Origin of the sequence: Pectobacterium sp. F1-1 (genome assembly GCF_025643735.1) — a bacterium.
In the GTDB taxonomy this organism is placed as follows: Bacteria; Pseudomonadota; Gammaproteobacteria; order Enterobacterales; family Enterobacteriaceae; genus Pectobacterium; species Pectobacterium colocasium.
On record NZ_CP104733.1, the window covers coordinates 836400 to 862064 of the forward strand.

13 protein-coding genes and 1 pseudogene are annotated in these 25665 nt (G+C 56.5%); all 14 read left to right on the forward strand.

Annotation, left to right across the window (positions count from 1 at the left end):
- Positions 1-77: 77 nt before the first annotated feature.
- The 14 genes and pseudogenes from NAL19_RS03740 (at position 78) to NAL19_RS21765 (ending at position 25343) form a co-directional block, all read left to right on the forward strand.
- A complete protein-coding gene (locus NAL19_RS03740) occupies positions 78-1481 on the forward strand; it encodes a CpaF family protein (RefSeq protein WP_263058787.1) in 1404 nt (467 codons plus the stop codon).
- An 18-nt stretch (positions 1482-1499) separates the two neighbouring features.
- Entirely contained in the window at positions 1500-2480 is a 981-nt protein-coding gene (locus NAL19_RS03745) for a type II secretion system F family protein (protein WP_263058788.1), read from the forward strand.
- Between the two features lie 13 nt (positions 2481-2493).
- The gene (locus NAL19_RS03750; protein WP_263058789.1) at positions 2494-3453 is read left to right on the forward strand and encodes a type II secretion system F family protein; all 960 of its coding nucleotides are present in this window, start codon (positions 2494-2496) and stop codon (positions 3451-3453) included.
- A 105-nt stretch (positions 3454-3558) separates the two neighbouring features.
- Complete coding sequence (locus NAL19_RS03755) at positions 3559-4410, forward strand: tetratricopeptide repeat protein (RefSeq protein ID WP_225088093.1); 852 nt, start codon at positions 3559-3561, stop codon at positions 4408-4410.
- Positions 4410-4970, forward strand: a complete 561-nt coding sequence (locus tag NAL19_RS03760; protein ID WP_263058790.1) for a hypothetical protein — start codon at positions 4410-4412, stop codon at positions 4968-4970. Before NAL19_RS03755 ends, NAL19_RS03760 begins: the two co-directional genes overlap by 1 nt.
- Positions 4963-5595 (forward strand): TadE/TadG family type IV pilus assembly protein, encoded by a 633-nt coding sequence (locus NAL19_RS03765; RefSeq protein WP_225086964.1) that lies wholly within the window; start codon positions 4963-4965, stop codon positions 5593-5595. The genes NAL19_RS03760 and NAL19_RS03765 overlap by 8 nt, the downstream gene beginning before the upstream one ends.
- Before the next feature lie 196 nt (positions 5596-5791).
- On the forward strand, positions 5792-7423 hold the full coding sequence (locus NAL19_RS03770; RefSeq protein ID WP_263058791.1) for a Tad domain-containing protein: 1632 nt from the start codon (positions 5792-5794) through the stop codon (positions 7421-7423).
- Positions 7424-7477: 54 nt separating this feature from the next.
- Entirely contained in the window at positions 7478-17167 is a 9690-nt protein-coding gene (locus NAL19_RS03775) for a beta-propeller fold lactonase family protein (RefSeq protein ID WP_263058792.1), read from the forward strand.
- Positions 17168-17278: 111 nt separating this feature from the next.
- Positions 17279-19063 carry a TolC family protein gene (locus NAL19_RS03780; RefSeq protein WP_225086967.1) on the forward strand — a complete coding sequence of 595 codons (1785 nt, stop codon included), beginning with the start codon at positions 17279-17281 and terminating at the stop codon, positions 19061-19063.
- Complete coding sequence (locus NAL19_RS03785) at positions 19063-19818, forward strand: efflux RND transporter periplasmic adaptor subunit (RefSeq protein ID WP_263058793.1); 756 nt, start codon at positions 19063-19065, stop codon at positions 19816-19818. The genes NAL19_RS03780 and NAL19_RS03785 overlap by 1 nt, the downstream gene beginning before the upstream one ends.
- Positions 19815-21170, forward strand: a complete 1356-nt coding sequence (locus NAL19_RS03790; protein WP_263058794.1) for an efflux RND transporter periplasmic adaptor subunit — start codon at positions 19815-19817, stop codon at positions 21168-21170. Before NAL19_RS03785 ends, NAL19_RS03790 begins: the two co-directional genes overlap by 4 nt.
- Positions 21170-23286: pseudogene (locus NAL19_RS03800) on the forward strand (HlyD family efflux transporter periplasmic adaptor subunit). Before NAL19_RS03790 ends, NAL19_RS03800 begins: the two are co-directional and overlap by 1 nt.
- 327 nt (positions 23287-23613) lie before the next feature.
- The gene (locus tag NAL19_RS21760; RefSeq protein ID WP_411561415.1) at positions 23614-23769 is read left to right on the forward strand and encodes a hypothetical protein; all 156 of its coding nucleotides are present in this window, start codon (positions 23614-23616) and stop codon (positions 23767-23769) included.
- An 890-nt stretch (positions 23770-24659) separates the two neighbouring features.
- Positions 24660-25343: a polysaccharide lyase family protein gene (locus NAL19_RS21765; protein ID WP_411561425.1), complete on the forward strand. Its 684-nt coding sequence runs from the start codon at positions 24660-24662 to the stop codon at positions 25341-25343.
- Positions 25344-25665 lie beyond the last annotated feature (322 nt).

Genomic DNA, 25665 nt, shown 5'->3' on the forward strand with positions numbered 1-25665 from the left:
GATGTTCAGCGTTCGTCGTTTTTCAAAGATGAACGGACTATTTTAGGGTTACGGACTGTTTTTTGAGGTTCAGGATTATGTTGATTCGCAAGAATAACCTGCAAAAAAGCGAAGCAGGAAAAAGCACGCCTCAGCCTGCGCCTGCTGCCAACGTGGCAGAACTGAAAACGCGTCCGGCTGCGGAGAACCGCACACAGCCTGCGGCGAATGGGGCTTCGGGCGCCGCTCCGGCTGCCCGCCAGACGGATAATCGAACCAGCCAGCGCCGGATTATCCGCGCACAGCTCTACGATCAGATCGACGCAGGTAAAGCGGCGATGATGGGGCGTGACAAGCTGCTGGTGCAGATCGAAACGGTGATCCGCCGCATCTGTGATGAGCAGCGCTTGCAGCTTTCCCGGCAGGAAGAGGAAGCCATCGCCGCCGAAATGCTGGATGAAATGACCGGGATCGGGCCGATCCAGCCGCTGCTGTCGGATGACACGGTCAACGATATTTTGGTCAACGGTGCCGGTCAGGTGTTTGTCGAGCGTTTCGGCAAACTGGAGCTGTCGCCGATTACCTTCATTGATGAAGAACATGTCTTTAACACCGCGCAGCGCATTGCTGCCGCAGTCGGGCGCCGTATCGACGAAGCCAGCCCGATGGTGGATGCCCGTCTGCCGGACGGTAGCCGCGTCAACGTCATCACGTATCCCTTGGCGATCGACGGCACCACGATCTCGATCCGTAAATTTATGCGCCGCAACCTGTCGCTGGAAATGCTGGCAGAGCGCCGCTGCATGTCCTACGCGATGGCGGACGTCCTGAACAAAGCGATGCAGGCGCGCGTCAACGTCATTGTTTCCGGCGGAACGGGCGCGGGGAAAACCACCTTGCTGAATGCGCTGTCGCAGAAGATCGGCAGTACCGACCGCATCATCACCATCGAAGATGCCGCCGAGCTGCAATTGCAACAGGAACATGTGGTCAGGCTGGAAACCCGTCCTGTCAGCGCCGAAGGCACCGGCCGCGTCGATCAGCGCGATCTGATGCGTAACGCTCTGCGTATGCGCCCTGACCGTATCATTCTGGGGGAGGTGCGCGGAGGCGAGAGCTTTGACATGTTGCAGGCGATGAACACGGGCCACGACGGATCGCTGTGTACGGTGCACGCCAATACCTCGCGTGATGCGATACAGCGTCTGGAAAACATGGTGATGATGGCGAACATGCAGCTGCCGCTGATGGCGATCCGCCGTCAGATCGCCAGCGCGGTTCACCTGATCGTGCAGATCGAACGTATGCGCGACGGTATGCGTCGCGTGATCTCCATCACCGAAGTGTGTGGCATGGAGAACGAAGTCATCCAGCTTCAGGATCTGTTCAGCTTCAACATTCAGGGGATGGACGGACAGGGTTTGTTGACGGGGGAATATGTGCAGCACATCCAGCGTCCGCAGTTCTACAGCGATAAATCGCATCTGTTTGATGCGCCGTGACGGACGAAGGAGGCGCCGATGAGTGACGCACGTCTGAACCTGATTACGCTGCTGGTGTTTTGCAGCGTGCTGATGCTGCTTCTGGCGGTTAACGCCTTGCGAAAATCGCGGCAGCAGCGCACGCAGCGTGAACAGCGCTGGCAGCAGATTTTGAACGAGGTTAGCCCGTCGGCGACGGTGGTGGCGTCTGAGTCCATTCTGCGTGACGAGATCAAAACGCCGCTGATGGGCATTCCTGTCATTGGGCGCTGGCTGGCGATCCTCTGGGCGCAGATGACGTTCATCGGCTGGAAAAAGAACCTGCTTCAGCGTTCTCTGGCGCTGGCGGCAGTCTGCCTGATCCTCGGCATGATTCTGGGACAGCGTACGCTGCTGCCGCTCACGATGGGGCTGGTATTTACGCTTCTGCTGTTTATCAGTATCGGCTTGCTGCTGTTCCGTTCGACGTTGCAGAAGCACCTGAAAGCACTGCGCGAGAGCCTGCCGGAAGCGATTGATGCCATTACCCGCAGCTGTCGTGCCGGTGTGCCCGTTGCGAATACGTTTGCGATTGTCGCTGAACACCTGGCCGGGCCGCTGGCAAATGAATTCAAGACGATCGATCACTGGCTGCGGCTCGGTATTCCGTTGCGTCAGGTGATTCAGGCCTCGGCCACGCGGGTGCCGATGTCTGAGTATCGCTTTTTCGTGGTGATTCTGATCATCAATCAGGAAGCCGGTGGACGACTGGGCGAAACGCTGGAGCGTCTGTCTGCCACGCTGCGTGAACGTCGCGAGCTGCAACTCAAAGTGCAATCCAAGACGTCCGAGGCGCGGGCATCCGCCAAGATTGTCGCCGCGCTGTTTCCCGGCTGTTTGGCCTATCTGTATATGAAATCACCGGAGGATTTCAGCTTCTTGTTCTCCGATCCGGTAGGCACGATGGTACTGGTTTACGCCTTGTGTAGCGTCTCGGTTGGTATGTTAATCACGCACGTTATGGTCAAACGGATAGGGTAAGGGAGAGCCATTCATGACGATATTTGACGACCCTTTACTGTTACTGGCGCTCGTGTTGATGGTGGCGGGGATTTATCTGGCACGTATGCAGCATAAAACGCAGCAATACAAGCAACTGGAAATTCGCATGCGCGGGCATTTGCCCACGGCCTCTATAGAGGCGGCCTCTCAGGAAAACATCCTGAGAGGCCAGGGAACGACATTATCTCCCCTGCTGGAAAAGCTGTTGCAGCCGCTGGCCACACAGGGCGAGCGGCTGGCGGGATCGGAACGCGATCGCCGCAATCTGCGCCGCCTGCTGGATCTGGCTGGGATCCGCCGCAACGAAGCGGTGGGCTGGCTAGTGATGGGAAAATTTGCCGCCGGAGCGCTGCTTGCTATCGCGCTGGTGTGGGGCTGGTTACCGCCCGCTGATCGTGCGGGGCTGACAGGCGTTGCGGCGGGATTGATTGGTTTCTTTGTCGGTACCATGGTGCCGGAGTGGTGGCTGAAATGGCGTGCGGCAAGCCGGGGCGAAAAGCTGGCGCGCGCGGTACCAGATGCGCTGGATTTGATGGTGGTCTGTGCCGAAGCCGGTCTGCCGATTGGGCGCGTGTTGCAGGTGGTATCGAAAGAACTGGGACTGTCTTCACCGGAAATGGCGGACGAACTGCACTACACCGCCGCAGAATTGCAGATCCTGTCAGATCGCACGCTGGCGATGAAACATCTGGCGGAGCGTACCCGCGTCAGTGAGATTGAAAGCATGGTGGCGACGCTGATTCAGGCAGAACGCTACGGTACGCCGCTGTCTCAGGCACTGCGCACGATCGCGGATGAAAGCCGCAAGACGCTGATTCTGAGTCTGGAAGAGAAAGCGGGCAAGCTCCCTGCGCAGTTGAGCGTACCGCTGATGGCGCTGATCCTGCCGCCGATTATCGCCATTATGGCGTCGCCTGCGCTGGTGCGCGTGGTTCGCCTGTTGGCGCAGTAGTCTTGTTTCAGACATGTAGTTTTGTTTCCGACATGTTGATTTTAAAACGTGATTCCCGGTCTGAACCGGAATTCACTAGGGTGACAACCGATGGAGTTAGCGAAAATGATCGATCTGGTAGCAAAACTTAAGCGCGGCGCGCCCATGCTGGCATTGCTCATCGTCAGTACCGTGCTGGTGGGATGCGGCAGCTCGATGGCGATTAAAGGCAGTAAGGATGAAGGGCTGCGTCTGGCACGCCTGCTGCGCGATCAGGGGCGTGTTGAGGCGGCAACGGAAGTGTATGCGCGTCTGGATAGCCGTGATGCGTTGAAAGGCGCTGAGATGCTGGAGTATGCCAGCGTGGCCGCACTGGTGCGCTCGTCACAGCAAACGTTGGAGTTATACGGACGAGCACGTCAGGCGTTGGGCGGCGATACCAACAAAATGACGCCGGAAGAAGCACTGGCGGTGTGTCTGGGAATGGGCCGTGCGCAGTTGGCATTAGGGCGTAATACCATGGCGCAGACCGACTTTGCCTGTGCGCTGAAAGCACAGCCAAACGATGCTGGCGCCCTCAATGGCATGGGCGTGGTGATGGATGCTTCCGGTAAGCATGCTGAAGCACGCCAACTGTTTGAAAAAGCATTGCAGGTGAATCCTGCCGATGTGGCGGCACTCAATAATCTGGCGCTCTCCTGGCTGGCAAGCGGCAACGCGGACAAAGCCATTTCTCTGCTGCGCTCGGTGGATGAAAGCAACGCAACCGGTCGGTTGAATCTGGCGCTGGCCTACCTCTCCGAGAGCAGAGACACTGACGCGCGTGCGGCGCTGGCGACCATTGCCCAGCCACAGCGTATTGATGGTCTGATCGACGAGTTGAACCAGCGTTTACAGCAGATGCAGCAGGATAAATCCCGTGGTGAAGCGCTGCTGTTATCCAGTCGTCAACGCCTGCAATTGAGCGCTCCTGAGTAATGGCGTGGCTTCGTAATCTCGGCTCGTGGCGTGATAGAGGCAGTGTGCAAAGTATCGTGCCGCGCCATGAACGCCACTGGCGCAGCACGCACGGCGTGATCGCCACGGAAGTCGCGTTTCTGGTGCCAGTGGTGCTGGTCGGGGTGATGATGCTGTTTGAACTGGCGCGCATCGGGCTGGTGATTGCCGCCGGTAGCGCCGCACTGGATAAAGCCGTGCAGGCCTTCCGCCTCGACAACCTGGCGTCGGACAGCGCGGAGCAGATGGGAACGCGCCTAAAAGCACGGATGGTTGAAGCGGGATACGGCTACCTCAAGGAAGACGATTTAACCGTCAGCGTGTTGCACTTCGACAATCTGAGCCAGCTTGGTGGGCTGACGAATGGCAATAGCAGTCAGGACAATCCCAATGGTGAGGAAACGACGACGCTGCCAGTGTGGTCCGTGACGGTGCAGATTAAAAAGGCGTTTATCACGCCGCTACCGGGGGTGTTAACGCTGGGGGACACCTTCCGCTACCAGTACAAACATGTGTTTGGGACGGAACTGCGCAATGACTGATTTTTTACTGAAAACCAGTCGTTCATGGAAAGCCAGCCATTTACTGAATGGGCTCCGCCGCTTCTGGTTTTCTCGCGGCGCGTCTACTGCGGTAGAAACGGCGTTAGCGTTTCCTATTGTGTTGGCGATGGGGTCGCTGTGTGCGGATATCTATACCGTCGGGCTGGAACGCACGCGTATGGAACAACGTGCGGGTGCCATCGCGTCGATACTGGCGATGCAGCAGAAGCTCGATGAAAAAGGCTTGGAAGGGCTACTCAACACGGTGTTACCAACGGAAGGATTAGGCAATTATCAACTGTTAATCAGCAATGTACGCCAGACTGGCGAGCTGTACTGGCAGTTGAGCAGGGGCACGGCAGAAGCACTGTGCGCGGAAAGTGAAACGCTGCCAGGTGAAGAATATCTTCCTGAACTGCCGGAAAGAGACCGCGAAGAGGGCAGCAAAAATACCTCCATGATCGTGGTTGAGATGTGCCGTCAGGGGAAAGATGTGAGCCTGTTGGGCGGCCTGTCGCTGGGCGGGCTGTTACATGCCTCGTCAGTCAATCGGGTCGCTATCAACGTGGTGGATCTGGATGAGGTACTCCGAAAAGAGGCCGGTCTGGAAGAAGAAGAGCAGTAGCTTTGGCTCTTACAGTAAATACGGGCTTTATAAACCTAAAGATAAGCGGCAATAGACCGCAAACGGCGACGAAAATCTCGTTGCCGGAATAACGAAACGATTAAGACAAATAACGTGTGAGCCATGTCGTTTTTATTTTCCCGTTCTATGGGCGGGTTAAGTACGCGCTGAATCCAGGAATACAGGATAGGAAAGGATGAAAAAAACCTTACAGAACAGACGAGTAAAAAAAGACGATAGCAGAACCACTCTGTTCTGGCGTGAACGCCTGTCTGCCTTTATTCAGCAGGAAAAAGGGGCGGGTACAGGGTTTTATGTGCTGGGTGCGATGGCGTTGTTGGTGACGGCGGCTTTTATCGTGGATACCTCCACGGCGACCGGCGATGCGACGCAAATCAAACGCGCGACAGATGCCGCCGCGCTGGCTGTCGGGCATCAGGCGACCATTAATGGTGAAGAGTACAGCCAGGAAGACACCAATAAGCTGGCGTATGAATACGTCAAAAATAATCTGGGGATGAATAAAGCCCTGAGTGAAAAGCTGGTGGCGGGGGACGTCTCCGTCATGGAAGGACAGAATAGTGCTACGCGTAAAACCTACACCGTTACTGTCGCCTTTGAAACCAAGCCTAGCCTGCTGAACCTCGGTGCAAGGAAGCAGGAAGTGTACTCGACGTCAGAGATCGTCAACCGCCCGACCGAAATTGCCTTTGTCATGCCAGTGACGGGGGATATGAGCGAAGGGGATATCCGTTCGCTGAAAAGTGTTAGCCGCAGCTTCGTTGAGCGCATGCTGAGCAGCGCGGACGGTAAACGCGACAACCTGTGGCTGTCTCTGGTGCCCTATAGCCAATCGGTCAATGTCTATGATGCGGAAGATGCCAACCGTATTCGTCGCTGGTCTACGCCGAGTGCGTTGATTCCCCCCGAACTGCGTTCGCTCTTTGCCAGCGGCGTGGTGAGTAGTCTGGCCGATCGTCGATTCCCCGATCGTCGTGCCAATTTGTTGTGTATGTACCGTGGGTTGGGTCGGGAAGAAAACTTCTTCTGGGATGAACCGCCTGTCGGTCAATTCCGCGTGTATTACCGTCACGATCTGCCGCAAAACGGCAGCCCCGGTGCGCCACCGATCTCCTGGCGTGGTCCCAATCCCGATCTCTACCCGTGGGACAACAACTCCGATGTCGTAGATACCCGCTTTATCGTCGCAGATAGAGGGTGCCCGAACGCGGCGCTGATGCCGTTGACCAATGAAGAAAGCAAGCTGAATCAGCGTATCGAACAGTTTTCTGCCCGTTTCAACACCAACTATGCCATCGCGATGGGGTGGGCAGGCGCGGCGCTGTCACCCAATATGCGCGGTTCAGACGGCTGGGGCGATGCGACCTTGCCGCTGGATTTCAATCTGGACGGCAACGGTGACGGGCAAAAAGTGATCGTCATGATGGCCAACACCATTGGTAACTGGTTCGATACCGATAGCTATAACTTCAATCGCAATGAATTCCGTGGTTCAGCAGGAGGCGAACTGCCTCGCTCCTTTGCCGCCCAGCGTTTCCGCGATCTCTGTTCCAGCTTCCGCGCGCGCAACATCAAGTTCTATTTTGTCGGCATTCGTCCCGGTGACCCTGAAGATTTTGGTCGCAACCTGTTTGATCAGGAAGCGACACCAGGTCTGTTGGTCTGCACTGAGGGTGAAAGACGTATGAGTTTTATCGATGGTGCAGGCTTCGGCGCAGAGGGCGTTGAAGAGCAGTTGATCCAACGCCTGAACCGCATTGCTGGTCAGATTGAAACCGAGGGCGGCTACGTGCGGCTGGTGGAATAACCGCTATCCCGCAGCCATGACGCGAGTTGCCTCTTTATTACAGGACATAACACGATGACGTTTTCCCGCTCAAAATCTGGTTCAGGCTTTACGCGCGCGCCGCGTCAGGCGTGGGTATTGGAACCGCGCATGATGTTTGATGCTGCGGCTGTTTCCACGGCGGTTGATGTGGCTGCGCATGTCGCGGCAACAGACACGGCACCCGGCGTGGATGCCACACCTGTCAAAGCGACAGTCACCATTACGGATACCAGCGATAGCTTTGAAGCGGTCGATCTTTTCAGCAACGTGAGCGTGTCGGCGGATAAAAACGCGCAGGAACTGAAAGATTTGGTGATTACCGTCAACCGCACGGGCGCGAATCAGTCATTGGTCATCGACGGTACTGAGATTACGCTGGCAGCCACTAATGGCGCGAAAACGACAGAAGGCGAGGGAAAATACAGCTATACCGTTGCGGTTAGCGGTGCGACGACAACCATCACCGTGAGTATTGCGTCATCTGATGCAATTCAGCCCAATGACGTCGCTAAGCTGATCGACGGCATTGCCTATAAGCCGCTGGATAAAACCGTGGCCGGTGGAGATGTCACAGTGACGCTGAAAAGCCTGAGCGATGAGAGCGACACTGCCGATCTGAATATCCACTCTACCGTCACCATCGACAGCAAAATCAACGTGGCACCGGTGGTGTCTGCATCGGATGCGCCCGAACTGGCTGAATTACTCGTCGTGCCGGGTATGGAATCACCACAGGCGGTACGCTACTCCAGTAATGGCGCGTATGCCTACGCCATAGGAAGCGATGGCTCGTTGGGGGTCTTTACCGTCGGCGAGCATGGCAAACTGACGTTGAGCCAAACGCTGAGCGATATCAGTGCGCTTAAGGATGTGAAAGAGATTGCGCTGAGTGCCGACAACCGTTCGCTATACGCCACTACCGGTAGTAGCAATATTGTCGCACTTAGCCTCGACGAAAACGGGCAGGTTATTCAGGTCGAGGGCAGCTATACCCAAACCACCTCTTCGCAACACGGTAATATTATCGGGCTTGCGGTCTCCAGCGATAGTACCCAAGTTTATGCCACCACAGAGTGGGACGGTATGGTGGTCTTTACGCGTGACGTGACAACGGGAAGCCTGACGTTCCTTCAGCGCCTGAACCCTGACGGGATCGAGATTAATGGTATTGTCGCGAGCAGCGGTAACTATGTTGTGACTATGGGGATGGGCACTAAACATACGCTCTCGGTTTTCCAACGGGGCGATAACGGAACATTAACGTCTGTCGCCACGCTGGAAACGTCTGGGGCAGGCTATGGCGCGGTAGAGTATCAACTGGCGATCTCGAAGGATCAGCAGTTCATCTACGTCGCCGATCCTGACAACGGCGAAATTAGCGTTTACCAACTGCGCGATGGCGCTGAAGGAAAAACGCTGACCCACACGGACACGAAAACGCTCAAAGGCGTCAACGCACTGTATCTTAACGCCGACGGTAACCAGCTCTATGCCTTGAGTAGCGAAGGGACGTTGCAGATTTATAGCGTCAACGCTACGACAGGGGCACTAACTGAAGGTGGCCTGATTCAGAATATTGGCGACACGCATGGCATGGTGTTATCACCCGATGGGCAATCGCTCCTGATCGCCGGTGAGACCATTCAGCGCTTTAGCGCATTACGCACTTATCTCTACGGCAGTGACTTACCGTTTGCCGATCATGTCGCGCTTTCGGATAGCAATCTGGATGTGTTAAACGGCGGCGCAGGTAACTATAACGGCGCGACGCTTACCATCGGTCGTGAAACCCCTTCTTCAGACGATCAATTCGGCCTAAGCGCAGGCAACAACCTGACGTTGCAAGATAGCAAGATTTTGCAATCGGGGGTGGAAATTGGAACGTTCACACAGAATCAGGGTGTGCTCAGCGTCGCGTTTACTGCCGATGTGACGAAAGAAACCGCCAACGCCGTCCTTAAACAGATTACCTATCGTAACGTCGGCAGTCAGAATGCGACCGAAACGGTCACATTAACCGTGGCGGCGAACGATGGCGAGCTGAGCAGTACAGTCTCTACCGTCGCACTGCTGCTGACTGCCAACAGCGCACCGACGCTGGTTAGTCAGGGAGGAAGTAACCTGACGCTCGATATACGTGGCGCAGCCGTCTCACTGTTTAAAGACACCGCCGTGAATACCGGGGAAGCCGGACAGGCGCTGACCAAACTGTCGATCAACATTGCCGGACTTAACAGCCCGAATCAGGAATACCTGACGGTCGATGGCACTCTTATCGATCTCAGCAAAGACAGCACGGGTACGACGACTAGCGGTTACCAGTATAGCTACACCTATAACGCTTTTAGCGGTCAGTCTTCATTAGTGCTGAGTAGCGTTCAGGGCATCAGCAGCATGGCGATGATGAAGCTGGTCGATGGTCTGAGCTACTCAACGGGCAAAGAGAGCAGCAGCGCCAGTGGTGTTCGTACCATCACGTTAACCGAATTGCAGGATAACGGCGGTACCGCGAATGGCGGGAGCGACACGGCGGTGCTGACAGTTTCCAGTAGTATCAATCTGGCCTTCAACGAGCTGCCGACGATAGAGGCGACGTATTCCCCTGACGCCACACTGTTTTACAACGCGGGGACGCTGAGTGGCTACAACGAGCGCGTGTCGGCGATTAGCGTTTCTCAGGATGGCAAAACCCTGCTGGTCACCGGTAGCGAAGGCAACAATAACAGCGGCAAGACTTATCTGCGCGTTTACGCGCGTGATGCGGAAACCGGCGCATTGACGTTATTACAAAGCTTCACGCAGGGTGAACAGGACGATCCATCCACCCCTGCGATTGAAGTTAACGGCCTGAACACCATCACCACGCTGGTGCAGTCGAACGATGGCTCCAGCGTGTATGTGGCGGGAGGCAGCGGAAGCGTCTACTCGCTGGTGCAATTTAGCCGTGACACCACAACGGGACAGTTGAGCTATGTTGGGGTTGTTGCCACACAGGGTGTGAATGGTGTCAGCGGGCTGGATGCGACGGTGTCCGAGATGGTGCTGTCCGAGGATGGCACCTCGCTATACACCATTAACGGTGTGACGCCAGTTGATCGCGCTACTGATAAAAACGCGGTGACCTTCTTCTCGCGTGATACCACTTCCGGTGCGCTGACGTTTGTCGGTTCGCTGGTGGGCAGCGACACGATTCCGTTGAGAAGCCCAAGCGGCATCGTGCTGTCCAGTGACGGCACATCGGCTTATATCTCCAATCTGGGAAATCACAGTATTACCGTATTGTCGCGCGATGCCGCGACGGGCAGCCTGAGCTATGTCACCACGATTAATAAAACCACGATAGCGGCCGATGCGAACAGCGCGGACATTCCGAAGGACGATCGTTATCTCAACGGGTTGCAGGATATCGTGATCTCCCCTGATAACCGCTTTGTTTATGTGTCGTCAAATTCACAGGGCACCGTTTCGATTTTCAGCCGTGATACGGAGACGGGGGCGTTGACCTATGTTGGTACATTGGATTTGTATAATGCAGGACATATTCCTGCGAATGCGCTGTCTCTGCGTGAACTGGTGATGTCCGAAGATGGTTCGGCATTGTATGTTGCTGCGCTCGGTGGTCAGTCAGTGCTGGTGTTTGGTCGCGATAGCGATTCTGGTGCGTTAACCTATCGTAATAGCGTAGAACTCTCGATTAACACGGTTAACCATCTTGCCGTCAGTGCGGATGGTAAGAATATCTATGCTGGAGTGAGTACGTTCTTTGCCGGGCTGAACGTGCTCAATGCGGCAGCCAATGCACCTTATAGCCAGACGACGGATGTCCCATTTGCAACAGGTGTCTCGCTGTCAGATCGGGAACTGGATGGGGTTGATAATTATAATGGCGCGACGATCGTCATTAGCCGTAACGGTGACGCATCGGCTGATGATCAGTTCGCTTTCCAGAGTGGAAATGGCCTGACTTTATCCGGTAGCGATATTCAGTATCAGGGCGCGACAATCGCCACGTTCAGCGTGAACGAAGGCACGGTGAGGATAGTCTTTACCGATAGCGTCACGAAAACAGTCGTCAATCAGGTGCTGCATCAGGTGACTTACCGCTATGATGGCGAGGCAAAGGATGCCTCGATCCCGTTGACTATCACCTTTAGCGACGGCGTTAAGGAAACCAGCCTGCTACTGACGCTGGTGCCGAATAAGGCCCCAGTGGTGGATAATAGCGACTACGTTCCGCCATCGGCTACTGCCGGACAATCGTATACCGCAACGCTGCCAGACGATCTGTTCCGCGATCCTGAAAATGGCGCATTGACGCTACAGGTCAATGGCCTTCCGGCGGGGTTAACCTTCGATGCCGATACTCGCACGATTTCCGGCACGCCAGCGCTCAATGGCGCGGGAAGCTTCTCTATTAGCGTCGTCGCGACGGATGCGTCGGGCCAACAGGCAGAGCAGACGCTTACCCTAAAGATTGCCTCTGATCCTGCACAAATTCCGACGCTCGGTGGTGAATCCTCCGCGTTGAGCAACGATAGGTCGCTGTCAGCGTTCTATAATGAAACGCTCCAGAGAGATGTTATGCAAGGGGTAAAAGACACCGCATTGTCTGCTGACGGAAAAACGCTCTATGTTGTGAGCGCGCCGGATAGCGGGTCAGCGGTGCTGAGTGTGTTTACCCGTGATACAGAAGGGAAGTTCACCCTGTCAAAAATCCTCCCTCATTACCGAGAAGTATTTAATGACGAGACGCGACAGTTCGACAGGTTCGATGACAATCCCTCATTAGCAGGGGCGTCCGAGGTGACCCTGTCTGCTGATGGACAATACCTGTATGTGGTCGGCAGTGAAGGCAACGCGGTGACAGTTTTCCGCATTGGCAACGACGGTGAACTGACGCAAGCCGCTGTACTTGATCAAGCAGCGCTGGGCGGTCATACGCTGGATGTCCGTTCCCATATCGTTTCTCAGGGCGATTACCTCTATCTCACTGCTGCCCAGTCTGGCAGTGATAATGATAGCCGCAGCGTGTTGGTGTTTAAGCGCGGGGCAGACGGTGCTCTGGCTGCGGTTTCTCAGGCCGATAATCTGATTGGGGCGAGCCGTCTGGTGCTTGATCCAGCCGGGCGTTACCTGTTCGTATCGGGTTCCGGTAGTACCGTTGGCGTCACGGCTTTCACCATTGATGCACAAGGGGCGCTGGCTCAAGTCGGTCAGATTAGCGGAACGAGCGAGTATTACATCAACGGGCTGGCGCTGTCTCCCGATGGTAAAACGCTGTATGCAATTCATGCTGATGTGGGCAATTACACGCTCAATACGATAACGGTGGGAGCCAATGGGGCACTCAGGCTGGCATCGACAGAGCCATTTGTTTTTACCGATGACAGAAGTGACTCTGGCGAAGCGCTGGCGACCGATCTGGTCGTTTCCGCTGATGGCACGGCGCTGTTCGTGATCGGCAAGAACATTTCGGTCTTCTCCCGTGCGGAAGATGGCAGCCTGACGCTGAAACAGACCATTAAAAGTGGTGAGATGGGCATCGGTTTCTCTGGACTGCAAAATGTGGAACTGGGCGCAGATGGTAAGCAACTCTATCTGGTCGGTAGCGATCAGGTCCGCATACTGAATGTAGGTACGACTGGGGCGGTTTACACCGAAGGCAATGATCCCGTTGTGCTGCTGCCTTCAGGCCGTCTGTCCGACCCGCAGTTTGATGCCTTGAATGAAACGAAGGGCGACTATAACGGTGCCACCATCACGGTGGGGCGACAGGAAGGTGGACGACCTGAAGACACCTTTGGCTTGAAGGCAGATAACGGTTTAACGCTCGATGGCAACAACATCCTAAAAGATGGCGTTGCCATCGCGACCTTTACCCAGGTAGATGGGGCGCTGACGATTAAATTTATTACCGTAGTAACCCAAGCCGATGCGCAAAATGTGCTGCGCCAAATCACCTATAACAACACCAGTCAGGATCCTGAACTGGCGGGTTCGTCACCCACTTTCACTTTCAGCATTCGTGACAATGACAATAACGTCGCTGACCTGGATATCACCGTCAATCTCGTCGGTGTGAACGATCCGTCAACGTTAACGATGACCGTACTTAACCCACAAATTCCGGGCAACGGCGAGTTCGTTAAGCTGTTTAAAGATACTCAGATAGACACCATTGAGAGCGGGCAGCGCATCTGGCAGGTCGTGATGACGTTTGATGCGTCAGGGCCGAATGAGGTGATCAATGTGCGAGGAGCCACAATCGTTCTTGAATCATCTAACGGTGTACGGCAAGCCGCCAATGGGCTGCAATATTCTGTTGCGATACGAGACGGGAAGGCAACCGTTGTCATCTACTCGATGAACACCGGCAGTGAAACCGCCAAAATTATTGACAGTATCGGCTACAACTATCTGGGCAATAACCCGAGCGGGGAACGCCATGTCACCTTGATGATCAAGGAAGACAGCTATAACGGCACTACACCGGAAACCACGCTGGAGCAGGCGATTACGTTGACGCTAGCGCCGGCGGCAGAAACCAATACTGCGCCGGTCATTACGATTTCGGGCACCACGCCAACCTATACTGAACGTGCCGATCCTATCGTGCTGGTACCGGATGCAACGGTGTCCGATGCACAGATGGACAAACTCAACGGCGGCAAGGGCAACTACGACGGCGCGACGCTGAAAATCACGCTGGGCGATGGCAAAACGGCGCTGGATAAGCTGGGCTTCAGTGCAGGCAATGGCCTGACGCTGTCGGGCGATACGCTTCAGAAAGACGGCGTCACCATTGGTCAGGTCAGTAACAAAGACGGTGTGCTGACGATTCGCTTTAATGCTAATGCAGGCACGATTCCGACAACGGAAGATGTGCAGAATACGCTGCGCCAGATTACCTACGCCAGCGACAGCCATACGCCAGCCGCACAGGTTGCGGTGACGGTGACGCTGTCCGATCGCTATCTGGACTCTCAGGTTAGCGCGTTATCGGTGGCGATTACCCCGATTAACGATACGCCTGTCGTGGCGAACGATCCCTTGCTTTCCGCCGATGAACTGCGTCTGGTTAATGCCTACACGGCGATTGCCGGGTTGAGTACCGTGACGGCGGCAGCCCTTACGGCAGATGGGCTAGCGGTGTACGTCAGCGATAATAAAGGGGCGATTGCGTTATTCCAGCGCGATGCCAGCAGCGGTGAATTAACCTATGTGCGTACCTTTGCCGCCGCAGAGGGGGTGACCGGAATAAGCCAGCTACAGGTTTCTGCCGATGGCAACAGCGTGTACGCGCTGCGTGCCGACGGCAACGCGATTGTCTGGTTTAGCCGGGATGTGAATGGTGCGCTGACTCATAACGCGACGATAGAAAGTAATTATAATATTGATCATGGCAATCTCGATGACATCAATGGGATTGCTCTTTCTGAGGATGGAAAGAACCTTTATCTCATCAATAGATACAGCGGCCAGTTAGCCTATTTCAGCCGTGACACCGCCACAGGTAGATTAACCTATGTTGAGGCGCTGGGCGGTAATATGTCGAGTGAGCCTTATCTGTGGGCTGCGACCCGCATCCTCAGCCGTGGTGATTTGTTGTTTGTTACTACAGCAATTAACGATACCTCGACGGTGATCGTTTATCAGCGCGACGACAGCGGTAAACTGACGTTGTTGGGACACGTCCGCAGTTTTACCGATGCCGCAGGCAATACCGTGCAACTCTCAGGACTAGAGCAGCTTACCGTCAGCGCCGATGGTCGCAGCGTCTTTGTCGCCAGCGCTGGGCAGATTGATGCCTTCGCGCTGGATACCGCAACGGGAACCTTTACGCATCTTGCCCGCGTCGCGGCAGAAGGCACGGTGAGCGATCTCGCCCTCTCTGCGGATGCGCGGGTGCTGTATGCCACTAAAGGGGATGGGTCGCTTACTCGCTATGTTCTGAACGATAAGACGCTGATCCCACTCGATACGCTAACCAGTAACGGTTCAAGCTTCGCTCATCTGCTGCCAGTTGACGGTGGGCTGATTACGCTCGGCAACGGCGTGTCGGTGCTGGATGAAACTTCTCGCCTGCCGGTTTATCGCGTTGACGGCCCGGCGGTCATCGTGACACCGGCGATTGTCCTCAGTGATGCGGAACTGGATGCACTGAACGGCGGGGCGGGGAATTATCAGGGGGCGTCGATTACGCTACAGCGTGGCGAAACGGCAACCGCAGGCGATCGTTTTGATTTTACCGCGGGCAATGGCTTCACGTTGGCAAATGGCGTGATTAGCAAAGATGGGCAAGCGGTAGCGACCTTCACGCAGGTGGACGGCAAGCTTACCGTGACCTTCACTGCCGCCATTTCTCGTGCGGATGCCACGGCGCTGGCACGTCAGATTAGCTGGGCAACGAGCGCTTCACTGGTGGGAAATGCGACCTCGCTGACGTTAGTGCTCAACGATGGAGAGATTGATTCTGCGGCGCAGGCGCTTGGCGTTACGCTGTCGAGAGAGGTAAACCTGCCGCCCGTTGGCCATGCCGAATTGTTCACCCCGCCTACGGCACAGGTGGGCTCTGGCTGGTCTTATACCTTGCCCACCGGTTTGTTCAGCGACCCTGAGAATGACAGGCTAACGATAACCATTGACGCCGCACAGCTGCCTAACGGTGTGAGCTTTGATAGCGAGACGCGCACTTTCAGCGGTAATCCTTCTGCGGCGGGAACGTTTAACGTGACGATTACCGCCACGGACAGCGCGGGCAACGCGACGACGCTGACTGTGGCGCTGACGGTCAACGCCGCTTCGACGCCAGTCGACCCCGGTACTCCAGTCGACCCCGGTACGCCGACAGAGCCGGCCAATCCTGATAACACCTCAACAGCGGCGCCGGTGATTCTGGTGCAGCAGGGCGCAAGCCTGCCTGCGGATGCGGATCAAAGAGAGCGCGAGCAGCCGCTGGGCGCGATTGTCGCCGATCTGTCTCGTTCGGACGCGCAACCACAATCGTTACCCACCAGTATCACCGTTGAACCTGCACGCCAGCGCGCTGCTGATACGACGCGTCCGTCGGATGCGCCCTGGGTGCTCGATCCTGTGATGTCACAGCTGATGCCGACGCTGGAGCAGGTCAATTTATCTTCGCGTGCTGGTACCGCCGTGCGCGACAGCGCCGCTGTTTCTCCGTCGGATTCCAACTTGTTCCTGCACGTACGTGGTCAGACAACGGCGTTGGAATCGGCGTTCAGCAGTGTGCAGGGCGCGTTGCAGCCGGATGCCTCCGGCGCGCTGGCCTTTAGCCTGCCGCAGCGCATGTTCAGCGTGCGTGAAGGCAACGCCACACTGACGCTGCAACTGGCGAACGGGCGTCCGTTGCCTGCGTGGGTGCAGTTTGATGCCCGCAGCGGCGTGGTGCGTATTACCGATGCCAGTGCGGTGCAGGTTAACCAGATCCAACTGGCGCTAAAAGCGCAGGCCGCAGACGGCACCAGCCGGATCGTACCGATTACGCTGCAAACCGGACAGGGCGCTGGTGTAGAAATGGCGACTGACCGTGGAGCGATGCAATGGCCTGCAAACCCTGCGGCACCGTCGGCTGAAAACCGAGAGGCGGAACGCTTAGCACCAACGGGGAAAACCGCTTTTACCGAACAGCTACGTCAGCATCAGCCTGAACAGGATGCGCTGCTGGCGGCGCTCAGTGAACTGAGCAGCCAGCGTGCGTAAGCACGCCGCAGATCGAGACGAGATTTTATTCCTTAACCACACACCTTCGGCTTGCAGGCCACCGCCTGCAAGCCGAAGGGAACAGACAAATAGAAGATGGGGAGAACCCGGGTGAATCAGCACATAGCGCATTTCTGGGATAGCCAGCAACACGACAGTCAGCAGCACGTTCAACACGAGGCTACACCACGCACCGCGGGTTCCCGGGCGTTACGGATCGCCGTGACCCTTGCCTGTCTGGGGTTGGCGGGCTGTGCCGTCAAGCCTGAGCCGATTACGGTTGAGCAGCAGGTTGCCCAGGCGCTGAGCGACAGAACGCAGATGTTCGCCAATCAGGAACCGGTACGCGGCACGATCACGCTGGATGAAGCGATTGCCCGTGCGCTGAAATATAACCTGCAACAACGAGTCGCGCTGATGGAACAGGCGATGGAAGACGACCTGTTGGGCGTACAGAATCTGGATATGCTGTTACCGAAACTGACCGTGCGTGCCGGGCTGCAAACCCGCGATAACGTCGCTGGCTCAAGTAGCCAGTCGGTGACCACGGGACGACAATCGCTGGAAGCATCCACCAGTCAGGATCAGACCCAGCGCACCGCCGATCTGACAATGAGCTGGAACGTGCTGGATTTTGGTATCAGCTATTTCAACGCCAAAGTACAGGCGAACAAATCGCTGGCGGCAGAAGAACGCCGTCGTCGCGTCGTCGCGGATATTACCCGTCAGGTGCGGACGGCCTATTGGGAAGCCGCAACTGCGCAGCGTTTGCAGCCGGAAGTGACCACGGCGCTGACGCAGGCGCGTCAGGCGCTGGAATATGCGCGCCAGACCGAGCAACAGCGACTGTTGGCACCGGTTGAGGCGCTGCGTTTCCAGAAAAATATGCTGGAGATGGTGCGCCAGTTGGAAATCGTCGACAGCGATCTGGTGGTGGCGAAGTCCCGTCTGGCGGCGCTGATGAACCTGCCGCCGTCCAGCAAGTACGATGTCGTTGTGCCGAGCGAAAGCAGTTTGGTTGCGCCGAAGATGGCTTACTCGCTCGACGATCTGGAAAACTTCTCGATGGTTAAACGCCCGGAAGTGCGCGAAGAGAGCTATCTGGCACGCAATAGCGTACTGGAAACCCGTAAATCGCTGCTGCGTCTGCTGCCGGGTGTGTCGCTATTTGCTGGAATCAACGGTGACAGCAACAGCTATCTGGTCAATCACCAGTGGGCGAACGCGGGCGTTCAGGTCAGCGGCAACCTGCTGAATGTGTTGTCATGGTCATCGGTGAAACGAGCCGGACAGGCGAACGAAGATCTGGCGGAAGTTCGCCGTCAGGCGCTGCGTATGGCGGTGCTGACGCAGGTGAACGTCGCCTGGCAGGAATATCAGCAGAGTACGCGGATGTTCGGCCGCTATCAGGAACTGGCGCGGATTCAGCGCGGTATCCTCAATCAAACCACGCTCAGCGTACAGCACCGTGCTGAAACGCAAATGGAGCAGGTACGCGTCAGCACGGAAACCATTCTGACGACACGCGCGCGTGACCGCAGCTTTGCCGACGTGCAGAACGCGCTGGGCGCGGTGTATCAGGCGGCCGGGCTGGATGTGCTGCCGGATAACGTGAGCGATGTCAGTCTGGCGGCGCTGAGCAATTCGATTGCCCGCACCACGGGTAATCTTGAGAAAGGCGGCGTTGCGGTGCCGCGTCTGTCCCTGTCAACACCGGCTACGCCGGCCACCACGACGGCTCCTGCCGTTACCGCTTCCGCAACAGGTTCAACGGTCGCGAAGCCCATCACGCCTGTGGCAGCCACGCCATCCGCCAACGCGGGGAAACCCTACCGCGTCGTGAATACCGATATGTGGGATAACCTGCAATCCCTACAGGCGGGAGGTTCGCGTTAATGGCTTTCGGCATGATGCGTCCGCTGTTGCTGGTGAGTGCGTTAAGTCTGCCCCTCTGGGGGCAGGCTGCGACGTCGGGAGACATTCGCGTGCAGCTTAGCGCGCAGCGCTATACCGTGTTATCCAGCGAAATTGCCGGAAAAGTGACGGACATTGCGGTGAAAGAGGGCGAACACTTCAAGCAGGGCGATACGCTGGTCACGTTTGACTGCACCGTGCTGCGCGAAAAGCTGAACTACTCAAACGCCGCAGAGAATGCCGCGCGTAAGAAGCTGGCGATTGCCGATCGGTTAGACAAGCTCAATTCGATCAGCCTGTCGGATGTCGATCAAGCGCGATCGTCGGTGTCGATGGCGCAGGCGGAAAGCGGCGTCAATCGCGCCATGCTGCAACGCTGTGCTATTAAAGCCCCGTTCTCCGGCCGCGTCACGGAAACCAAGGTGAAACGCTGGGAATCCGTGCCGGAAGGTAAAGAGCTGTTGGCGATTTATGATGACAGCGCGTTCGAGCTGGAAATGATCGTGCCGTCGCGCTGGCTGGTGTGGTTAAAGCAGGGCAGCGCTTTTCAGGTTACGCTGGATGAAACGGGTCTGAGCTATCCGGCGGAAATCAGCCGGCTTTCTTCGGCGATCGATCCGGTTAGCCAATCGGTAAAAGTTTTTGGTCGCATTACTCAGTCCACAGCCGGATTATTGCCGGGCATGAGCGGCGTGGCGCAAATCGTGCCGCCTGATGCAGGCAGCGTGTCGCCATGACCGACCGGAACACGACAGCAGCACAAACTGAACAAGATACCCGGCTGGCGCTGCTGGCCGAGCTGTTGCAACTGCAAAGCCGTGCCAGAGCGCGTGAAACGCTGGATGAACTGGCGTTTTTTATCGTCAATGAGACGCACAGCGTAGTGAAGTATCGACAGGCGCTGCTGTGGGACTGTGATAAACAGCGCTTGCAGGCGGCTTCCGGACTGGCCTCGCTCGATCACAACGCGCCGTTTTGTACCGAATTTAGCCGTCTGTGCCGCCAGTGGCAGGAAGAAGGGCGACAAGCGCAGGCGCTGCAATGCCGCGAATTACCCATTGATGATCAAGTCCTGTGGCAGGAACATCTGCCGGAATTTTTACTCTGGCTGCCGCTACGCTTAGCGCAGGGCGATATGCCGCTGGTGCTGGTGTTAGCGCGGGACAGCGCATGGCTGCCTGCTGAGATCGTTCTGCTAGAAAAGCTGGCGGAAGCGTATGCTCACGCGTGGGCGAGTTTGCAGAAACAACGTCGGCGGCAGACGAATACCAGCCCAAAGAAACGTCGTTTGATTCTGGTAGGGATTGTGGCGCTGGTGCTGATCTTATTATTTCCGGTACGCCAGTCGGTGCTGGCACCGGCGGAGATTGTCGCACACCGCCCGGTGATGGTGCGCGCCCCGGTGGCGGGCGTGGTGGATGACATTTTGGTACGCCCTAATCAGGCCGTCAGCGCCAATCAGCCGCTGGTACGGCTGGACGTACGCGAACTGGAAAACCGGCTAGAGTCTGCGCGGCAGGCGTTTGCCACCGCCGATGCCCAGTATCGTCAGGCACAGCAGCAGGCGTTGTTCGATGCTAATAGCAAGGCCAGTCTGGCCGTGCTGCAAAGCCGCCGCGAACAGGCGCAGAGCGACATGGATTTTCTGCAACGTCAGCAGGAACGTATGCAGCTCGTTTCCCCGCGTGATGGCGTGGCGATTTTTGACGACAGCAGCGATTGGATTGGGCGCTCGGTGGCGGTGGGCGAACGTATCATGATGATCGCCGATCCACACGATGTTGAACTGGAAATCCAATTACCTGCGGCGGATGCGATTGCGCTGGAAAACGGTGCAGATGTGCGCCTGTTCCTCAATGTGGCACCGAATTCGGCGCAGGACGCGCGGCTTGAACAGATTGGCTATCGTGCTGCGGCAACGCCGGATAATGTGATGGCCTATCGGCTTCGGGCGCGCTTTACGCAAGATGACCCGCAGCTGCGTGTGGGCCTGAAGGGAACCGCTAAGCTGTACGGGAAACGCACGGTGCTGTTCGTTTACCTGCTGCGTAAACCGCTGGCTTCCCTGCGCGTCTGGCTGGGGGTGTAATGCCGTCGCCTGCCGCACTCAGCCCGCTACGGGATGAACTGATCCTGCACGCCGGGCCGGCTAACCGCGACGGTTCGCCCAGTTGGACGCTGGAAGATCCGCTACGTGGTCTCTATTTTCGTATCGGCTGGGCGGAAATGGCGATGCTCTCGCGCTGGTCGATGGGCAATGCAGCGCAAATTGTTGCCGAGGTTAACCAAACTTCTGCTCTCACGCTGGATGACAGTGATGTGCAGTATTTCAACCGCTTCTTGCAGGCTAACAGCCTGACGCGCGTTTCCGGTGATGACGCGCTGGCGCAGTTTTCTCGTCAGGTGGAACAGTCGCGCGTTTCGATCTGGCGCAAGCTGTTGAAGAACTATCTGTTTTTTCGCATCCCCTTATGGCATCCGGATCGCTTTCTGGGGCGACGCTGCCGTGGGTCGAACCGTTTTTCAGCCGGGCTTTCCTCAAACTGACGCTGCTGGTGGCTGTGCTGGGGCTATTCCTGGCCGGACGCCAGTGGGAAACGTTCAAGCATACCTTTCTGCATTTCTTTACGCTGGAAGGCGCAGCGCTGGCGGGGCTGACGCTGTGCGTTACCAAGATTCTGCATGAATTCGGCCACGCCTACACCTGCAAGCGCTTTGGTGCGCGAGTCGCCACGATGGGCGTCGCGTTTCTGGTGATGATGCCAGTTCTGTATACCGATACGTCCGGTTCGTGGAAGCTCACGCGCCGTCGGCAGCGAATGGCGATTGGCGCAGCGGGCATGATGACCGAGCTGGTGCTGGCAGCGTGGGCTACGCTGGCATGGAGCTTCTTGCCGGATGGCATGCTGCGCAGCGCCGCATTTATGCTGGCGACCACCACATGGATTATGACGCTGGCGATTAACCTCAGTCCGCTGATGCGCTTTGACGGCTATTTCCTGCTGTCCGATGGGCTACAGGTACCAAACCTGCAAAACCGCGGCTTTGCTATCGGCCGCTGGCAGATGCGGGAATGGCTGTTCGGCTTAGGGGATGCCCCGCCGGAGCACTTCCCGCGCTGGCTGCAACGCACGCTGGTGGGCTATGCCTTTGCAGTGTGGATATACCGTTTCTTCCTGTTTACCGGTATCGCGATTCTGGTTTACCACATGGCGTTCAAGCTGTTGGGGATGCTGCTTTTCGCCATTGAAATCGGCTATTTCGTGGTGATGCCGGTGGTGAATGAAGTGCGCGAATGGAGTAAACGCCGTAAGGATTACCGTATGAACCGTAATATGACGACAACGCTTGCCGTGAGCGCCGTGATTCTGCTCGCGTTGCTGATTCCCTGGCAGCGCAGCGTGTATGCACCCGCGCTTTTGCGTGCGGAACAGCAAAGTAGCTTGTATATGCCCGTACCCGCGATGATTCAGCGCATTGAGGTGCAGGTCGGCCAGCCGGTGCGCACCGGGCAAACGCTCTTTATGCTGTCGTCTGATGCGCTGGCGCATGAACGGCAGCAGTTGGAGCGACAAATCGCGACGCTGAACTGGCAAAGTACCTTTCAGGTATTCAACAAGGAAGCGGTTGGCGATCACCAGCGGGTGAAGCAGGAGCATGACGCGGCGTTGCAAAAGTTACAGGTCTTGCAGCGCCAGTCTGAACAGCTGACGGTACGTGCTCCGATAGACGGCGTGGTGGCTGACATGACAACGCCGCTGGAAACCGGCGAGTGGCTGGGGCAGGGCGAATGGCTGGCCGTTGTCACCAAGCCAACCGGTGGGCTGGTAGAGGCGTTCGTGTCGGAAAAAGACTGGCAGCGGCTGCACATGGGCGGAAAGGGCACATTTTATTTACAGGATGTCAGCCGCTCATCCCTGCCGCTCACCATTGTGGAGATTGCCAGCACGGCCACCCGCGATCTGAATGCTACGCCGGAACTCGCCTCGGTTTATGGCGGCGACATTGCCACGTTGAGCGATTCGCAGCGCAAGCTGCATCCCGAGCATGCGGTTTATCGTGTATTGCTCAGTCTACCTGCCGACTATCGTGCTCAGCCGCAGGTGTTGCGCGGTACGGTAGTGATGGACGGTGAGGCGCAAAGCCTGTTCATTCGCGGCTGGAAAGTGGTATCCGCCGTACTGATTCGCGAGCTGTCATTCTGATCAGTTTTGATTTCTGCGATGTCGATCCTGACTTTCTTCCTGTCACTGCCAGCTTCCTGTTTCTGCTGGCAGTGACGTGAAGGAGGGCGCTTCCCCCCTCGATTATGTTGTTCCTGATATTCCTATCCTATCTATTTAAAATGGCAGAAATTTTTAATTTCAGCGACAAGGTTTGGTGCCATACCGAGATACACGGGGCTACCACGGTGCGAGGTGTCCCTGCGGGAACCTCATCACCGTGTTTCCCCTAATATCTGGCAATTGCCGTAGCCCGAATCATCGCGATAAACGTTTCTGTCTAAACAGTGGAATACAAGAGGGCTGACTGTGAAGCGATCTGTCTTGTTGTTGGTGGGGGCGATGTTGGCACCCTATAGCTACAGCGCGCAGGATAATGCGGTGTCGCTATCTGTTTCTGGTTTGAATACCGTGCTGGATAACGGTTTGCTGAAAGTCGCATTCGGGAAGATGGCAGCGCGGTGAGCATGGTGGCGGGAGGCAAGAATATCGTCACTAACCTGTCCGGCGCGGTGCGCGATCCGAGCAAAAACCGTAGCGCTTATCTCGATTACTATGTTAACGATGCTTATGTCAAAGGCGTCAAAGATTTTGTCCCCGAGCGGGTGGAGGTGCTGCGCAACGATCGTGATATGGCGCATGTGGCCTATATCGATGACCGAAACGGGCTGTTACGGCTTGAATATCACCTGATTATGCGTCGTGGCGTTAGCGGGCTTTACAGCTATGTCGTTGCTGAAAATAGCGGAAATCAGGAGGTTAAAGTCAGTGAACTGCGTAACGTCTATCGTTTCGATCCTGCTCGGTTAGATCATCTCTACAACGGCGATCGTCAGGGCAAACCGCTGCTCTACAGCCAGCTTGAGGCCTTGCCGAAGGTGCAGGATGAAACCTGGCGATTGCCGGATGGCAGCATTTATTCCAAATATGACTTTGCCGGCTATATGCGTGCCGCGCCTTTCTGGGGCGTTTTCGGTAATGGCGTGGGAGCGTGGCTGATTCACGGCAACCGAGAGTATTTTTCTGGCGATGCGCTCAAGCAGGATCTGCTGGTACATCAGGATGCGATCATTCTGAACTACATGACGGGCTCGCACTTCGGTACGCCGGATATGGTGGTACCGCCGGGCTGGAAAAAATTCTACGGCCCGTGGCTGCTGTACATCAATCAGGGCGATACCGAACAGATGCTGGCAGATGCCCGACGTCAGGCACTGACGGAAACGGTCAGTTGGCCGTATACCTGGGTGGACGATTCTCGCTATGCGCGCGAGCGTACGCAGGTTAGCGGGCGCATTGCCAGTCCGCAATCCGTCACCGTCGTGCTTTCGTCGTCATTGGATGAACCGTTTGATGTGCAAACCCGCGGCTATGCGTATCAGGCAACGACTGATGCACAGGGAAATTTTACATTTTCCCATGTCCGTCCGGGCAATTACCATCTGGCGGTTTATGCCAACAGCGGTACGCAGCCGGGGATATTGGCAGAGCAGACGCTGTCCATTTCCGGTGACAAGCAAGCGCTGCCTGTGATTGCTTTGCCCAAAGCCGAACCGGTTATCTGGGCCATTGGACAAGCCAATCGTCAGGCAAGTGAATTCCGCTTTGGCGACGAAGCACGCAATACACGCTGGCAGCAGGAGGTTCCGGCCAATCTGACGTTCGATATTGGCCGCAGCGACTATCAACGCGACTGGTATTACGCGCAGACCAAACCGGGAAAATGGGATATCCGCTTTGCTCTGCGACCAGAGAAGAAAACCTATTTCCTGAACATCGCACTGGCGGCGGCCAGCAACAGCGGCATGAGTGAACCGACCCTGCCGCAGCTGGCGGTAGTGGTAAACGGCAGGACGCTGGAAACACTGACTTACGGAAACGACAAAACCATTTATCGTGGCGCGCTACAAAGCGGCCGCTACCATATCGCCCGCATCCCTGTGTCATCTCGTTTCCTGCGAAACGGCAACAACACGATCACGCTGCAATTAAAAGGTGGCAGCGTGATGTACGACGTGGTGACCTTAAGCGAGGAGTAAAACCCGGTTGTGAAGTGTTGGCTAAATGGCACTGATAGATCTATAAGACAATGATGCATTATTTTTAAATTATTTTAAATAACAATGCGTTGGTGTTTTTATTCCTTCGCGTAAAAAATCGCGCTGAGTTGGGTGGGGCTGCCGGGTGAACGGCAGGACGCCGTGAAAGTCAGTGCCGCGCCGGGAGCGCGTCATTGACGGCCCGAACAGCAGTCACGCACGCCGAAGGCATCGCGTAGCGACGCGATTAACGCGAAAAGCCAGGGGACATGGGGCGGCGGCGACTGAGCCGCTCCATGTCGGGCGCGTGCTGCAATGGCTG

Coding starts and splice junctions, on each gene's coding strand:
- NAL19_RS03740 (WP_263058787.1), top strand. CDS start 78: ATGTTGATTCGCAAGAATAACCTGCAAAAAAGCGAAGCAGGAAAAAGC.
- NAL19_RS03745 (WP_263058788.1), top strand. CDS start 1,500: ATGAGTGACGCACGTCTGAACCTGATTACGCTGCTGGTGTTTTGCAGC.
- NAL19_RS03750 (WP_263058789.1), top strand. CDS start 2,494: ATGACGATATTTGACGACCCTTTACTGTTACTGGCGCTCGTGTTGATG.
- NAL19_RS03755 (WP_225088093.1), top strand. CDS start 3,559: ATGATCGATCTGGTAGCAAAACTTAAGCGCGGCGCGCCCATGCTGGCA.
- NAL19_RS03760 (WP_263058790.1), top strand. CDS start 4,410: ATGGCGTGGCTTCGTAATCTCGGCTCGTGGCGTGATAGAGGCAGTGTG.
- NAL19_RS03765 (WP_225086964.1), top strand. CDS start 4,963: ATGACTGATTTTTTACTGAAAACCAGTCGTTCATGGAAAGCCAGCCAT.
- NAL19_RS03770 (WP_263058791.1), top strand. CDS start 5,792: ATGAAAAAAACCTTACAGAACAGACGAGTAAAAAAAGACGATAGCAGA.
- NAL19_RS03775 (WP_263058792.1), top strand. CDS start 7,478: ATGACGTTTTCCCGCTCAAAATCTGGTTCAGGCTTTACGCGCGCGCCG.
- NAL19_RS03785 (WP_263058793.1), top strand. CDS start 19,063: ATGGCTTTCGGCATGATGCGTCCGCTGTTGCTGGTGAGTGCGTTAAGT.
- NAL19_RS03790 (WP_263058794.1), top strand. CDS start 19,815: ATGACCGACCGGAACACGACAGCAGCACAAACTGAACAAGATACCCGG.